Raw genomic sequence first — 13,451 nt, 5'->3', positions numbered from 1 at the left:
CCAAATTTAAACTGCTTTCAAACAGAGGTCTCGTGACGTTAATTCGTTGAATTCTCGCATAAAAATTGCTCGCATGCCGGAGCGTGCGAGCAGTTGGGGTCTTGGGGAGTGTATTGAAAAGTCTGCTAATTCCGAGAGTCTAGCTGGCCAGTGCCATCCGTTCGTCGCGCATCAGCTGTCCGATTTTTCGACCGGTGTCGATCATGCGATTCGAGAAGCCCCACTCATTGTCATACCAGGCTACAATGCGCACCAAACCATCTTCGGTTACTTTGGTCTGCGCAGCAGCAAAACACGAGGAATGCGGATCGTGGTTGAAGTCGATCGATACCATTGGGTCTTCTTCATAAGATAGAATCCCAGCCAGTTCTCCCTCGGCAGCGGTGCGCAGGGCCAGATTGATACCGTCTACGGTGGCAGGGCGCTCTGGCACAAAGCTGAGATCAACGAGCGATACATTTGGAGTTGGCACCCGGATCGCAGAACCTTCAAGCCGACCTTTCAGATGCGGCAGAACCTCAGCTATGGCCTTGGCTGCGCCAGTTGAAGTGGGGATCATTGACACCGAAGCAGCTCGGGCGCGGTACAGATCTTTGTGACTGGTGTCATGAGTTGGCTGATCACCCGTAAAGGCGTGGATGGTGGTCATATAGCCAGTTTTGATACCAAACGCAGTGTCCAAAACTTGAGCTACGGGAGCCAAGCAATTGGTGGTGCAGGAGGCATTGGAAACAATGATATCGTCGCTGGTCAGCTCTTGATGATTGACGCCAAACACAACAGTGCGGTCAACTTCTTTGCCTGGTGCCGATATGAGGACACGCTTGGATCCGTTCTTAAGATGTTTCCCAGCAGTTTCGCGGCTTGTAAACAACCCGGTGCATTCATAGGCAATATCGACATCCTGCCACGGCAGGTCTTCCGGATTACGGATGGCCGACAGGCGTACTTTGTGTCGTCCAACCGTCAGCGTGTCTTCGGTCAGGGTGATCGGAGCCCGCAGACGGCCATGCACACTGTCGTATTTCAACAGGTGTACCAGGGTCTCTGGCGGTGACAGATCGTTGATCGCCACAACTTCAATGTCGCTGGTGTCATTCTCGATAAGCGCCCGCAGCACGCCTCGGCCGATGCGTCCAAAACCATTGATTGCGATTTTCAGGGTCATATGTCCAACTCCGCCAAATTTATACGAGATCGTCACCAATGTATCGTTATCGATAACGGTTGACTATTCGTTATCGCTAACGGAGATGGAAATCAAGTCTTGAATCAGTAGCGCCCCCCTTGCGGTGGAGGCCGCAGTAGGTGACCATGCAGCCATGACGAAAAAATTATTGTTGAAAGATGTGGCTTTGCTGGCGGGTGTCAGTGAAATGACTGCCTCGCGCGCCTTGCGCGGCGCGCCGGATGTGTCACAAAAAACACGCATAAGGGTTGAAGAAATTGCCCGCAGTCATGGGTATGTGCCCAATAGAATTGCAGGCTCTTTGTCATCGCAATCGGTCAATCTGGTGGCCGTCGTGGTCCCCTCTTTGAACAGCTTTGTGTTTCCCGAGGTGCTGTCGGGAATTTCAGCCATCTTGAAAGATAGTCCGCTGAAGCCAGTGGTGGGTATCACTGGCTATGATGTGGAAGAAGAAGAAGAGGTCATACGCGAGATGCTCAGCTGGCGGCCTTCGGGGCTAGTTGTCGCGGGGTTGGAGCATAGCGAAGCGACAAGAAAGATGCTGCAACAGGCCGATATACCGGTGGTCGAAGTTATGGATGTCGATGGTGATCCGGTGGGGCATTGTGTTGGCATTTCCCATCTTGAGGCCGGACGAGACATGGCAGAGCTAATCCTATCGCGCGGCTATGAACAGATCGGCTTTATCGGGACCAAGATGCCGCAGGATTTTCGCGCCAGAAAACGGTTTGACGGTTTTGTCGATGGCTTGGCGGCGCAGGGGATGAACCTACACGACCAAGAGCTTTATTCCGGGGATTCCTCGATCGAAACGGGACGGCAGCTCACCTCCAGCATGATGCGGCGTAATCCCGATCTAGAGTGCATCTACTACTCCAGTGATGTGATGTCGGTGGGTGGGTTGATGCATTGTCTGGCCGAAGGGGTGTCGGTGCCCGGTGATGTGGCGCTGGCAGGGTTCAACAATCTTCAATTGCTGAAGGGCCTGCCACTGGAAATGGCCACGACTGATGCCTGCCGCCGCCAGATCGGTGAACGCGCCGCACAGATTATTTTGCAGGCGCGCGCAGCCAAGAGCGATATGGGTCCAGTGCTAGAGGTCTTGCGCCCGACCATCAGTCTGGGCGCGTCGCTGTAGGTTGGTCTTTCATACGGATTGAAGGCTCGGGCCGCGTCTGTCCTAAATGGGGGGGCAGTGTCACTGCTTGGTCAGTTGGTTCCAGTTTTCGATGCTTAAACAATGCTCAGCGTTGACTCTTACAAATGGCTGAGGTTTTGTTTCTTGCAACTTGAGGACGTATAGAAAATGACGATGGCGAATAACGAACAATTTTCTGAACAGCTTTCATTAGAACAAGCATTGAAGCATATCCAAACATCTCCTCCAATCCGCAAAATCAAGGAAATGCTTGATCGCACAGAGCTTTCTGCAGACACCAAAGCGCTTTTGTATGATGTGGCAAAAGTCACCGTTAAAATTGGTGAAACGGTTGTAGCAGTTGGGCGACGGATTATTGATATTGCATACAAGCTGGTTACTAAGTTTCCAAACACGACCTTTGCAGCCATCGTTGCTGTTGTGCTGACAACGCTGTGCACAGGAACAATTGGCGCTCTCATCCCTGCTCTAGCAGTAGCCCTCAATAAACTGATTTTCCTGCTTGGGATCGCCGCCGGTGCGATCGAAGACCTGCGCCAGAACGCAATGAAAAACGCGATGGAGCGGGTCGCGATGGAATTTGCGGCTTTGCAAGGTTGAAGTGAAACTCATGGAACATACAAAAGCAGAACAGATCGCCAGCTTTGATGGCGTGAACAAAGTCGTTGAAAACGAAGAGCGGTTTAAGGCGCGAATTGGGGCCGGATCTTCCACGTTCTCTTCATTACGCACTGCAAATGTAGTTAGTGAGTTGTGGGCGGTAAGTAGCGCTGCAAGAGATGGAGCTGCGGCCGCCGCATCAGCAGGTGTCGCGAGCACCTTTTTTGCTCCAACTGGGGTTTGGGCTCTTATTACTGGTGCGTCTGCCTTAACCCCTGTGGGCTGGGTTATTGGCGCGGCAGTGGCGACAGGCGGTCTCAGCTACGGCGTTGGTCGATTGTTCCGTAGCTACCAAGTTAGCCGCGTCGAGGAGATCCCCAAATTTTTCAACACACCCATCGACGTTTTGGGAGCGACGCTTGTTGATATGGTCGGAGCACTGGCCCTTAAGGTGGCATCGATGGACGGAAACGTTGACGATTTAGAGAAGTCAGCAATCCGTAGTTACTTCTCGGAAGAGTGGGGAATTTCCAACGACTATGCCCTTCACGCCATTGAGCTACTGGAAGAAAACGTCCGCAGTGTGCGCCTTTCTGAAATGACCGAGGAACTCGCCGAATTTGCTCGAACTAATCCAGATTGCGACTTCTCAAAAATACAGAAAGGCCTAACCGAATTTCTTCACGAAGTTGCAGAGGCTGATGGGAGAATTGACGAGAGCGAAGAGTTGGCGATCGAAAAAATCGTGTCTTCGTTCGCTGCAACAAACTCCACGACGGCTGCAACAAAGCGTGTTCTCTACGCGCCCATTGAAGCAGTGACATCTGCGACAGGTTGGGCAGCGACCAAATTTGGCTTTGGAAAGAAACCAACTGATACCTAATTTCGCAGCGCTTGCTGTTCACAAGTGGCGGCTGTTTAGCCGCCTATGTCGGCACCAGTTCATCAACAGGGCGATTTACGGACCTATCCAAAACAAAAAAGCCCCCCAGCCTGAGACTGGGGAGCTTCAGCCATGAATAGCTTGGTACTTACAGGGCTGCTTTGAACAGCTCTGTCAGGTTTGCTTCGGTCAGCTCAACCGGGTTGCCGCCGCAGGATGGGTCGATGATCGCACCTTTGACCAACTCAGGAATGCTGGCCTCGGTCACACCCAGCTCGGACAGTTTGCGTGGTATGCCCATGCTGTCGTTTAGCTCGTCCACATAGGCGCGGAAGCCGTTAAAGCCGCCGTCGATGCCCAAATAGGCAGCCGCTTGGTCAAAGCGATCAGCAATGGCGCTGGCATTGAATTTCAGCACTTCGGGCATACAGACCGCATTGGTGGTGCCGTGGTGGGTGTTGAACACCGCGCCAATCGGGTGGCTCATGGCGTGAATAGCGCCCAGCCCTTTTTGGAAACCAGTGGCGCCCATCGCAGCGGCCGACATCATCTGCGCGCGCGCTTCGATATCGGTGCCATCGGCATAGGCGCGGGGCAGGTAGTCTTTGACCAGGCGCATGCCTTCCAGCGCAATCCCCTGCGACATCGGGTGGTAATGCGGCGACGAGAACGCCTCGACACAGTGTGCAAAGGCATCGAGACCGGTGCCGGCGGTGATGAACTTGGGCATGCCCACGGTCAGTTCCGGATCACAGATCACCACGGTTGGCAGAACCTTGGGGTGGAAAATGATTTTCTTGGCGTGCGTGACGCTGTCGGTGATGACCGAGGCACGGCCAACTTCAGAGCCAGTGCCAGCAGTGGTTGGCACAGCAATGATCGGCGCGATGGCATCGGCATCGGCGCGTGTCCACCAGTCGCCAATGTCTTCAAAATCCCACAGCGGACGGGTCTGACCCGCCATAAAGGCAACCATTTTACCCAGATCCAGACCGGATCCACCGCCAAATGCGATCACACCGTCGTGGCCACCTTCGTTATAGGCGGCAACGCCAGCTTCCAGGTTCTTCTCGTTTGGGTTGGGATCAACTTCCGAGAACATGCCGCGGCCCAGACCTGCGGCCTCCATGATGTCGAGTGTCGACAGGGTCACCGGCAGACTTGCCAGACCCTTGTCTGTCACCAACAGAGGTTTCTTGATGCCAGCCTGCGCACAGGCCTCGGCCAGTTCCTTGATCCGGCCAGCGCCGAATTTAATTGCGGTCGGATAGGACCAGTTTCCAACAAGGCTCATCAGCTTGTCACCTTCTTTAGATGGTAGGATTTGGGGCGTGTCAGGTTGTGGAACCCGATCACCGAAAGGCCGCCACCGCGACCCGTGTCTTTGCAGCCAGTCCAGCACAGGCCCGGATCCAGATAGTCAGCCCGGTTCATGAACACGGTGCCGGTTTCAATCTGGTCACCAACAGCCTGCGCGCGGTCGACATCCTGTGTCCACAGTGATGCGGTCAGGCCAAACTGGCTGTCATTCATCAGCGCAATGGCTTCCTCGTCCGATGACACCTTCATGATGCCAACCACCGGGCCAAAGCTCTCGTCCTGCATGACGCGCATATCGTGGGTCACGTTGGTCAGGATCTGTGGCGTCAGATAGGCACCGCCATCATCCTCGGCCATGGTGTCGATATGGGCCACTGCGCCAGCCTCAACTGCCTCGGCGATCTGATCACGCACTTCCTGGGCAAAGCGCACGTTGGCCATTGGGCCAATGGTTGTGGCTTCTTCCAGTGGACTACCCAGAGTGTAGCCTTTGACGATGTCAATCGCCTTGGCCAGAAACGCATCATACTGGCTTTCGTGCACATAGATACGCTCGATTCCGCAGCAGCACTGGCCCGAGTTGAACATCGCACCGTCGATCAGTGTGTCCACTGCAGCATCCAGATCGGCGTCTTCCATGACATAGCCGGGGTCTTTGCCGCCCAGCTCGGTGCCGACACCGGTGAATGTACCCGCCGCTGCGCGTTCCATTGCCTTGCCACCACCGACGGAGCCGGTGAAGTTGACAAAGTTGAACGCCTTTTTGGCAATCAGCTCAGATGTGGTGTCGTGATCCAGGAACACGTTCTGGAACACGTCTTCGGGCACGCCAGCACTGTGGAAGGCAGCCGCCATCCGCTCACCCACCAACAGGGTTTGGGTCGCGTGTTTCAGCACAACGGTGTTGCCCGCAATCAGGGCAGGGGCCACGGTGTTGATTGCGGTCATATAGGGGTAGTTCCACGGGGCAACCACCAGCACCACGCCGTGTGGCACGTGTTTGATGTAACGCTTGAACGTTGCGTCTTCGCCAACCTCGATGTCGGCCAACGCTTCTTCAGCAATGCTGGCCATATGGCTGGCGCGCTCGTTAAAGCCACCAAATTCACCGCCAAATCGTACCGGACGACCCATCATATGGGCCAGCTCAAGCACGATCTCGTCGTTCATGGCGCCAACTGCTGCAACACCAGCCATCACCAGTTCGGTGCGTTCCGCCAGCGGGCGAGCCGCCCAGGCCGCTTGTGCCGAGCGAGCACGCTCAGTGGCTGCAAATGCCGCATCCCGCGACAAGGTTTCGCGTTCTGCATAAACCGATCCATCGATCGGCGAGATACACTTCAGTGTCTGGCCCATTGCCAAACCTCCAGCTTCAGGGGCAGCAACTGCCCTGTTACACTCTTCAAAGTTCTTTCAAAACCACCGCCAATCGCGTCAGTAGACGGCTGGCAGTGGGAATTCGAATTCAATCAAACCTGTTCAAAACCGCGGGCGATTTCATAGTCGGTCACGACGCGATCAAAGTCTTCGACCTCGACCTCGGCTGCGCGGGTATAGTGGTCTACTACGTCGTCACCCAGTGCGGCGCGCAGCATTTCCGAGCCCTTCAACGTGGCTGCCGCATCGCGCAGGGTGCCCGGAATCATGCCGGTGTTGCCCTGATAGACATCACCCTTGGTTGGTTCTTGCAGCTCCAGACCTTCTTCGATGCCCGCAATCCCGGCGGCCAGCATGGCGGCCATTGCCAGATAGGGGTTCATGTCGGACCCCGGAATGCGGCACTCAACCCGGATCGCCTTGGAGCCAACACCACACAGACGGTAACCGGCGGTGCGGTTGTCCACCGACCAGATGATCCGGGTTGGGGCAAAGGTGCCCTTCATAAAGCGTTTGTAGCTGTTGATGTAGGGCGCCATGAAAGCGGTGTAGTCGGGCGCATATTTCAGCAGGCCCGCCATATAGTTTTTCATCAGCGGCGACATGCCCAGGGCGTCATTTTCGTCGTAGAACGCAGGCGCGCCGTCTTTCCACAGCGACTGGTGCACGTGGCTGGACGAGCCAACCTTGTCATGGCTCCACTTGGGCAGGAAGGTCACCGCGTGACCCTCTTGATGCGCGATCTCCTTGATCGCGTGCTTGGCAATGGTGTGGTACTCGGCCGTGCTCAGGGCGTTGGCGTATTTGATGTTCAGCTCTTCCTGACCAGTCTCGGCTTCGCCCTTGGAGTTCTCGATCGGCAGGCCCGCATCCCACAGATGGTTGCGGATCGGGCGCATCACGTGTTCCTCGCGCGAGGTCTGCATGATGTTGTAATCTTCGTTGACGCCGGAAATCGGCTCCAGATCGCGGTAGCCAGACTTGCGGATCTCGTCAAAGCTCTTCTCGAACAGGAAAAACTCCAGTTCGGTGGCGGTCATCGGCTCGTACCCCATGGCCTGCAAACGCTGAACCTGTTTCTTCAGGATGGCGCGCGGTGAATGGGGGACTTCTTTGTGGGTGTGGTGATCCAGAACGTCACACAGAACCATCACAGTGCCTTCGAGCCAAGGCACCGGGCGCAGTGTGGCCAGATCGGGCTTCATGACGTAATCGCCATAGCCGCGTTCCCAGCTGGTGGATTCATAACCGTCAGGTGTGGCCATCTGCAGATCGGTGGCCAGCAGATAGTTGCAGCAATGGGTTTCTTCCCATGCGCCTGCCACAAAGTGACCAGCGTGGAAGCGTTTGCCCATCAGGCGGCCCTGCATGTCCACCAGGCAGACCAGAACGGTATCAACGGTGCCATCGGCAACCTGTTCTTTAAGCGTGTCGAAGGAAAGCATGAGCAACCTTTGTAATGTTAGGCCGGGCAATCAATTTGCATCCGGAATTTGTCAATGAAGGGAGTTGGCCCGCGTGGGGCCAGCTCCGATGATATGTAGTCAGTCTTAGCCGTAACGGTAAGGGCGGCCAGCCGCCTGCATGTCGGCGTTGTACTTTTTGAAGATCTCGACAACCTTGGCCTTTGTTGGGCTCTCGGCAGCGATTTCGTCCCAGAATTTGACCGCTGCGTCTTCGACGGTCTTCCACTCTTCATCAGGGATCGAGGTGAGCTCCATTTTTGGACCATTGACCCGCAAGGAAGCTTCGCCACCCCAGTACCACCACTGACGATAGTAGTGCGACTGGTCACAGCAGGCACGGAACAGGGTCTGCATGTCTTCTGGCAGCTCGTTCCAACGGTCCTGGTTGGCAAAGAACGAACCAGCCCATGCTCCCGAGATGTTGTTGGTCAGGAAGTAGTTGGTCACGTCGGCCCAGCCAACGGTGTAGTCTTCGGTGATACCGGACCATGCAATGCCGTCCAGCTCGCCTGTCTGTACCGCAACTTCGATGTCTTCCCATGGCAGTGTCACAGGGACAACGCCGAACTGGCTCAGGAAACGACCAGCGGTTGGGAAGGTAAAGACGCGCTTGCCCTTCAGGTCAGCCAAGGACCGGATTGGGTCTTTGGTGGCAAAGTGGCACGGATCCCATGCACCAGCCGAGATGTGCTTGACGCCAACCTTGGAATATTCTTCGTCCCAGATCTCGTTCAGGCCGTACTGGTTGAACAGCACAGGCACGTCGAGCGAGTAACGCGAACCAAACGGGAAGTAGCCGCCAAATACGGTGACTTCGGTTGGCGACGCCATCGAGTCATCGTCGGACTGAACCGCATCAATGGTGCCGCGCTGCATCGCACGGAACAGCTCGCCAGTTGGGACCAGCTGATCGGCATAGAACAGTTCGATCTGCATGCGGTCGCCCGCGATCTTGTTGAACATGTCGATGGCAGGCTTGATCACGTGCTCACCCAGCGATGCACCGGCATAGGTCTGCATGCGCCATTTGATGGTGGATTGAGCAATGGCAGGTGTCGCCAGCGGTGCAGCAACTGCACCGGCACCAGCTGCGGCCAAAAACTTACGTCTTGTGGTCATATTTTTTCTCCTTGTTGAAATTCCGGCCCCCTCGCGGGGCTCTTCTCGAGGTTATTTTCCGTACACATAGCCAGGTAACCATGTGGCGATCTGTGGGAAGACCATCACCAATGCCAGCGCTGAAACCATGATCAGGGCAAAGGGGATGATCGAGATATAGATATCGCGCAGCGAGATCTCAGGTGGCGCCATCGCCCGCATCAGGAACAGGTTGTAGCCAAACGGCGGTGTCATATAGGCGATCTGGGTGGTGATGGTGTAGAGCACGCCATACCAGATCAGATCAAAGCCCAGCTCGCCCACCAGCGGCACATAAAGCGGTGCAACGATCACCAGCATTGCGGTGTCATCCAGGAATGTGCCCATCAGCAAGAAGCTGACCTGCATCAGGATCAGGATCATCCAGGGACTCAGACCCAACTGGCTGGTGAACAGGTCCTTGATTGCGTTGACCGCACCAAGACCGTCAAAGATCGCACCAAAGCCAAGTGCGGCCAGGATGATCCACATGAACATGCAGGAAATGCCAAGTGTTGAGCGGACCGAGGTTTCAAACACCTCTTTGTTCATGCGGCCTTTCAAAACTGCAGCAACGAAGGCGGTCATCGCGCCAATGGCCGAGCTTTCCACCAACGAGGTCCAGCCGTTGACAAATGGTACCATCATCGCGGCAAAGATCGCCAATGGCAGCACACCTGAGAACAACAGCCGGTGCTTTTCCTTCATGAACACGTCTTTGTAGAACATCGGGTTGTGACGCAGGGCAAAAGACCCAACCGCAGCAGCCAGAGCTATCCCAGCGGTGGTTTTAGCATCTGACAGGCCGGTCATGGCCAGCAATGGTAACAGGATTAGCGCCCCTAGAACAATGAAGTTCAACCGCAGCGGATGGTCAGAGATCTGCTCGAACTCGGCCAGATCTTCGGGCTTCATTGCAGGTCCCAGATGTGGCTGAATACGGGCGCGCAGATAGATGTAGATGATGAACATCGTGGCCATCATCAGACCTGGCAGCACACCGGCCAGCCAAAGCTGCCCAACAGGTTGCCGAGCGATCATTGCGTATAGCACCAGCACCACAGACGGCGGCACCAGAATGCCCAGCGACGATCCGGCCTGAACCACACCAGTCACCAGAACCTTGTCATAGCCACGGCGAAGCAGTTCGGGCAGGGCGATGGTGGCGCCAATGGCCATACCGGCCACCGACAATCCGTTCATCGCCGACACCAGAACCATCAAGCCGATGGTGCCAATGGCCAAGCCACCTTTGATGCCCCCCATCCAGACGTGGAACATTTTGTACAGATCATCAGCGATCTTGGATTCTGACAGTACGTAGCCCATGAATATGAACATCGGCAGCGTCAGCATCGGATACCATTTCATCAGCTTCATCGCTGCGGCAAATGGAATATCCGACCCGCCGACACCCCAGAGGGCCATACCAGCGGCGGCTCCGATAAAGCCGATGGCGCCAAACACACGCTGGCCAGTCATCAGCATCAGCATCATACCGCTGAACATCAGGATTGCGATCAATTCATATGACATCAGAGGTCAACTCCACGAAGACGTCCGATATCCCGGAACAGTTCTGCAAGGCTTTGCAGCAGCATCAGGATGACACCAATGCAAAGCAGGGTTTTTACTGGCCACAGATAGGGCCGCCAGGCGGTTGGGCTGCGCTCCAGATAACCTAGTTTTTCTTGGACACCCGACACGCCGTCGGTGAACAGGGTCAGAAACAGATCCCAGAAGAACGAGAACGGCTCGACCCCGAAATAGCCAATGGAATAAGCGGTTGATCCAACCGCCCCGTACAGTAGTACGCCGAGGTAGAACATCAGGAACAACACAGTAAAAGCATCAATCCAGGCCTTGGTCTTGGTCGACCAACCGCCATAAAACAGGTCCATCCGCACATTTGATCCCATCTGGATCGAATAGGGGCCACCAAGGATGTAATAGGCAACCATCACAAACTGCGCGGTTTCAAGCGTCCAGATCGACGGATAGAAAAACGTCTTGGAAATCGACGACCACAACAACACGCCAACCAACACAAATATCAGGTACATGGCGATCCGGCCGATAAAGCGGTTCATCGCGTCCACGCCACGGATATATCCGGTTATCACTCTAGGCATTGTCGCCCCCTTGTTGCGCCAACGTGGCAAGAGCGGGTTTAATCAGAACCAACAATTCTTCGGCCATTTTGACCTCATCTTCCGGTGTACGCAGGAGATCGTTGCGAACCTCGATCATTACATTAGCCAAACCATTGGCCAGACCATGTAGTTGCAGTGAATGCGTCACGCCATCCTGGGGTCCATAGGGCTGATTGCGTTCTACCTGACGATGTTGCAGGGTATGGGCGTTCGCCAGCATGGCGTCAGCCATCGCGCGATCATCGTCGTGAAGAATGCCGATCTCTACTGCCCGCTGCTGGCCAAAGTAGATCGGAGTAAAGCTGTGAATCGTTATCAGAACGGTCTGCATACCTGCCGCCTTGCGGCTTGTGATGACATCGCCAACGACATCGCAAAACGGTCGGTAGATTTCATCCACCCGTAACTGACGCTGTGCGTCTGTCAGGTTCCGGTTGCCCGGAACTTCGACCAATTCTGATTTTTCAGGCATCGCCGAGGCTGCCTCGGGCGGGCGATTGCAGTCATAGACCAGACGCGAGACCCGACCGGCCACCATCGGAGAATTCAGAGCCTGGCTTAGATGGAGTGCTATGGCGCGTGCGCCCGGATCCCAAGCCGCGTGGCTGCCCCTGTCTTCCGACAACAATCCCAGGCCCGAATAGGCTTCAGGAATGTGGTTGCTGGCATGCTCACAGAGAATCAAGGCAACGCCGGATCCCTCCGGATTGTTGATCTCCGCGACCTTCGCGCAAGCGTTGGAATCGCCCAATGACATACAGCCCTCTCCCATTTTGGAAAGATCTTTCCATGGCGGCTTGAGTGTGTCAATATCTTTTCAGGAGCGACCGCGCCTGACGTAGAGGAGAATTGTTTTTGGTGTGGTAAGTGCTTAAAAGGTAGGCAATTAGAATGGGACAGCAGTTTTGACCGATCCAACCGCCACCGTCCGCGAACTGCTTCGCGAACACTATTCTTCATTGACCCAATCAGAACGTAAGTTCGCGACTTCATTGCTAGAAAACTATCCGGCTGCGGGGCTGGCATCGATTACAATTGTGGCAGCCAATGCTGAAGTGTCGACGCCAACTGTAGCCCGTATGGTGCAAAAGCTCGGCTTTAAAGGCTACCCTCAATTCCAGCAGGCCTTGCTGAAAGAGCTGGAAGCCAAGGTTTCGGGGCCGACTCAGCGGCGTGACAAATGGATCACCGAGGCCCCCGAAGGGCATCTTCTGAACAGATTTGCACAGGCTGTGACAGATAACCTTGGCCAGACATTGTTCAATATTGATCCAGAACAGTTTGACTCTGCGGTACGGAAACTGGCCAACACAGAAGGGCGGCTATATGTGGTTGGGGGGCGTATCACCCGTGCGTTGGCCGACTATGCCTTTACCCACTTTCAGGCGATCCGGCAGCGTGTGACGCATATGACATCGTCCTCAGCTACCTGGCCGCATTACGTGTTGGATATGGTCGAAGGTGATACCTTGCTGATGTTCGACGTCCGACGGTATGAAACCAATTTGCAAAGGCTTGCGGAACTGGCGGCTGATCGCGGTGTAAAGATCATCCTGATTACCGATCAATGGGCCAGTCCAATTGCACCAGTGGCGCAGCATAGCTTTAATTGTTGGGTCGAAATTCCGTCAGCCTGGGATTCCAATATCTCTACCATGATGTTGCTTGAGGCGATGATTGCGGCAACTCAGGAAGAAGGCTGGAGTGAAACCCGAGATCGCTATGACCGGCTGGATGAACTGTTCGACATGACAAGACTGTTCCGCAAATTTTCCTAACAGCTGAATGTTTAGATCGCTTGCGCGCCAGTGAACTTCTGACTTGCCATACAGTGTACAGTTCTCTGTCTAGTAGCCCGATACGTCGCGAGCGTATTCATGGTAGATGCTCGGATTGAAAATCGTATTCACCCTCAGCGCTCGCTCTGGCAGTAAGTCGGCTGGAAATACGCGTGCCGATGCAAATACTTCAGGTGTAAGAAACCGAAGGTCATGAGGCAGGTTCCCTAAATCCGATGTTGGATGTTTGCTGGCCAAGTTGTAGCCCCAAACTCCAAAAGACGGGATTGGTATCTGATAATTTACGACCTGTGGACCTGTCGCGGTTTGATGCCGCTCCTTTGATAGCATTTACTGCAACAAAGGAGACTGACTATGGGACTGAAGCG

General features: G+C 54.9%; 12 protein-coding genes. 4 read left to right on the top strand and 8 right to left on the bottom strand.

The annotated features are described in order from the left end of the window. Positions 1-139: 139 nt before the first annotated feature. The gene (gap, locus tag GO984_RS19550) at positions 140-1,168 is read right to left on the bottom strand and encodes a type I glyceraldehyde-3-phosphate dehydrogenase (RefSeq protein WP_157024269.1); all 1,029 of its coding nucleotides are present in this window, start codon (positions 1,166-1,168) and stop codon (positions 140-142) included. Between the two features lie 154 nt (positions 1,169-1,322). Between gap and GO984_RS19545 the strand changes: the two genes are divergently transcribed. The 3 genes from GO984_RS19545 to GO984_RS19535 all read left to right on the top strand — a co-directional run bounded on the left by GO984_RS19545 (position 1,323) and on the right by GO984_RS19535 (position 3,831). Further along, a complete protein-coding gene (locus GO984_RS19545; protein ID WP_157024268.1) occupies positions 1,323-2,327 on the top strand; it encodes a LacI family DNA-binding transcriptional regulator in 1,005 nt (334 codons plus the stop codon). A 174-nt stretch (positions 2,328-2,501) separates the two neighbouring features. Beyond that, positions 2,502-2,948 (top strand): hypothetical protein, encoded by a 447-nt coding sequence (locus GO984_RS19540; protein WP_157024267.1) that lies wholly within the window; start codon positions 2,502-2,504, stop codon positions 2,946-2,948. Between the two features lie 10 nt (positions 2,949-2,958). Beyond that, on the top strand, positions 2,959-3,831 hold the full coding sequence (locus GO984_RS19535) for a tellurite resistance TerB family protein (protein WP_245231190.1): 873 nt from the start codon (positions 2,959-2,961) through the stop codon (positions 3,829-3,831). A 148-nt stretch (positions 3,832-3,979) separates the two neighbouring features. Here the strand turns inward: GO984_RS19535 and GO984_RS19530 are convergent, their stop codons facing one another. The 7 genes from GO984_RS19530 to GO984_RS19500 all read right to left on the bottom strand — a co-directional run bounded on the left by GO984_RS19530 (position 3,980) and on the right by GO984_RS19500 (position 12,041). Further along, positions 3,980-5,125: an iron-containing alcohol dehydrogenase gene (locus tag GO984_RS19530; protein WP_157024265.1), complete on the bottom strand. Its 1,146-nt coding sequence runs from the start codon at positions 5,123-5,125 to the stop codon at positions 3,980-3,982. After that, positions 5,125-6,507: an aldehyde dehydrogenase family protein gene (locus tag GO984_RS19525; RefSeq protein WP_157024264.1), complete on the bottom strand. Its 1,383-nt coding sequence runs from the start codon at positions 6,505-6,507 to the stop codon at positions 5,125-5,127. The genes GO984_RS19530 and GO984_RS19525 overlap by 1 nt, the downstream gene beginning before the upstream one ends. Positions 6,508-6,620: 113 nt before the next feature. After that, positions 6,621-7,973 (bottom strand): glutamine synthetase family protein, encoded by a 1,353-nt coding sequence (locus GO984_RS19520; RefSeq protein ID WP_157024263.1) that lies wholly within the window; start codon positions 7,971-7,973, stop codon positions 6,621-6,623. A 105-nt stretch (positions 7,974-8,078) separates the two neighbouring features. After that, on the bottom strand, positions 8,079-9,113 hold the full coding sequence (locus GO984_RS19515; RefSeq protein ID WP_138164384.1) for a TRAP transporter substrate-binding protein: 1,035 nt from the start codon (positions 9,111-9,113) through the stop codon (positions 8,079-8,081). Between the two features lie 51 nt (positions 9,114-9,164). Next, a complete protein-coding gene (locus GO984_RS19510; RefSeq protein ID WP_157024262.1) occupies positions 9,165-10,667 on the bottom strand; it encodes a TRAP transporter large permease in 1,503 nt (500 codons plus the stop codon). After that, positions 10,667-11,263 carry a TRAP transporter small permease subunit gene (locus GO984_RS19505; protein WP_157024261.1) on the bottom strand — a complete coding sequence of 199 codons (597 nt, stop codon included), beginning with the start codon at positions 11,261-11,263 and terminating at the stop codon, positions 10,667-10,669. Before GO984_RS19505 ends, GO984_RS19510 begins: the two co-directional genes overlap by 1 nt. Continuing rightward, positions 11,256-12,041: an N-formylglutamate amidohydrolase gene (locus tag GO984_RS19500; protein WP_157024260.1), complete on the bottom strand. Its 786-nt coding sequence runs from the start codon at positions 12,039-12,041 to the stop codon at positions 11,256-11,258. The genes GO984_RS19505 and GO984_RS19500 overlap by 8 nt, the downstream gene beginning before the upstream one ends. Before the next feature lie 148 nt (positions 12,042-12,189). On the opposite strand from GO984_RS19500, the gene GO984_RS19495 reads away from it, so the two are divergent. Further along, the gene (locus GO984_RS19495) at positions 12,190-13,062 is read left to right on the top strand and encodes a MurR/RpiR family transcriptional regulator (protein WP_138164380.1); all 873 of its coding nucleotides are present in this window, start codon (positions 12,190-12,192) and stop codon (positions 13,060-13,062) included. Positions 13,063-13,451: the final 389 nt, after the last annotated feature.

Source organism: Parasedimentitalea huanghaiensis (assembly GCF_009753675.1).
GTDB classification, from domain to species: Bacteria; Pseudomonadota; Alphaproteobacteria; order Rhodobacterales; family Rhodobacteraceae; genus Parasedimentitalea; species Parasedimentitalea huanghaiensis.
The sequence above is the reverse complement of the archived record's forward strand: the minus strand, read 5'-3'. Positions and strand labels throughout refer to the sequence as shown.

Bases quoted from the DNA above. Each gene is read 5' to 3' on its own strand.
- gap (WP_157024269.1), bottom strand. From the start codon at position 1,168: ATGACCCTGAAAATCGCAATCAATGGTTTTGGACGCATCGGCCGAGGC.
- GO984_RS19545 (WP_157024268.1), top strand. From the start codon at position 1,323: ATGACGAAAAAATTATTGTTGAAAGATGTGGCTTTGCTGGCGGGTGTC.
- GO984_RS19540 (WP_157024267.1), top strand. From the start codon at position 2,502: ATGGCGAATAACGAACAATTTTCTGAACAGCTTTCATTAGAACAAGCA.
- GO984_RS19535 (WP_245231190.1), top strand. From the start codon at position 2,959: ATGGAACATACAAAAGCAGAACAGATCGCCAGCTTTGATGGCGTGAAC.
- GO984_RS19530 (WP_157024265.1), bottom strand. From the start codon at position 5,125: ATGAGCCTTGTTGGAAACTGGTCCTATCCGACCGCAATTAAATTCGGC.
- GO984_RS19525 (WP_157024264.1), bottom strand. From the start codon at position 6,507: ATGGGCCAGACACTGAAGTGTATCTCGCCGATCGATGGATCGGTTTAT.
- GO984_RS19520 (WP_157024263.1), bottom strand. From the start codon at position 7,973: ATGCTTTCCTTCGACACGCTTAAAGAACAGGTTGCCGATGGCACCGTT.
- GO984_RS19515 (WP_138164384.1), bottom strand. From the start codon at position 9,113: ATGACCACAAGACGTAAGTTTTTGGCCGCAGCTGGTGCCGGTGCAGTT.
- GO984_RS19510 (WP_157024262.1), bottom strand. From the start codon at position 10,667: ATGTCATATGAATTGATCGCAATCCTGATGTTCAGCGGTATGATGCTG.
- GO984_RS19505 (WP_157024261.1), bottom strand. From the start codon at position 11,263: ATGCCTAGAGTGATAACCGGATATATCCGTGGCGTGGACGCGATGAAC.
- GO984_RS19500 (WP_157024260.1), bottom strand. From the start codon at position 12,041: ATGTCATTGGGCGATTCCAACGCTTGCGCGAAGGTCGCGGAGATCAAC.